Origin of the sequence: Paenibacillus sinensis, from assembly GCF_019904155.1 — a bacterium.
GTDB classification, from domain to species: Bacteria; Bacillota; Bacilli; order Paenibacillales; family Paenibacillaceae; genus Paenibacillus_AQ; species Paenibacillus_AQ sinensis.
Genome location: NZ_JAHCMB010000118.1, coordinates 1 through 313 on the forward strand (window position 1 = coordinate 1; position 313 = coordinate 313).

Genomic DNA, 313 nt, shown 5'->3' on the forward strand with positions numbered 1-313 from the left:
AAGCTCACATATTTCTGACCAGCAATAATCAAATGATCCAATACATCAATGCCAATAATCTGTCCTGCTTCAATTAGACGATGAGTAATGATTAGATCCTCATTAGAGGGTGTAGGATCACCACTGGGATGGGAATGTGAACAAATTATTGAAGCACAGGAACGTTTGATGGCCACCTTAAACACTTCACGAGGATGAACAATAGAAGCGTTGAGTGAACCAATAGAGATCGTCTCCTTGTGTATTACTCGATTCTTGGTATTGAGGAACAGACATATAAAATGCTCTTTAGTGTTATAGCGATGCTCCGGCT

The 313-nt window shown here is 39.9% G+C and carries 1 protein-coding gene; it reads right to left on the reverse strand.

The genetic code is table 11. The annotated features are described in order from the left end of the window. Positions 1-313, reverse strand: a 313-nt coding sequence (gene radC / locus KIH86_RS12520; protein ID WP_223110491.1) for a RadC family protein, incomplete at both ends; no start/stop codon positions are given.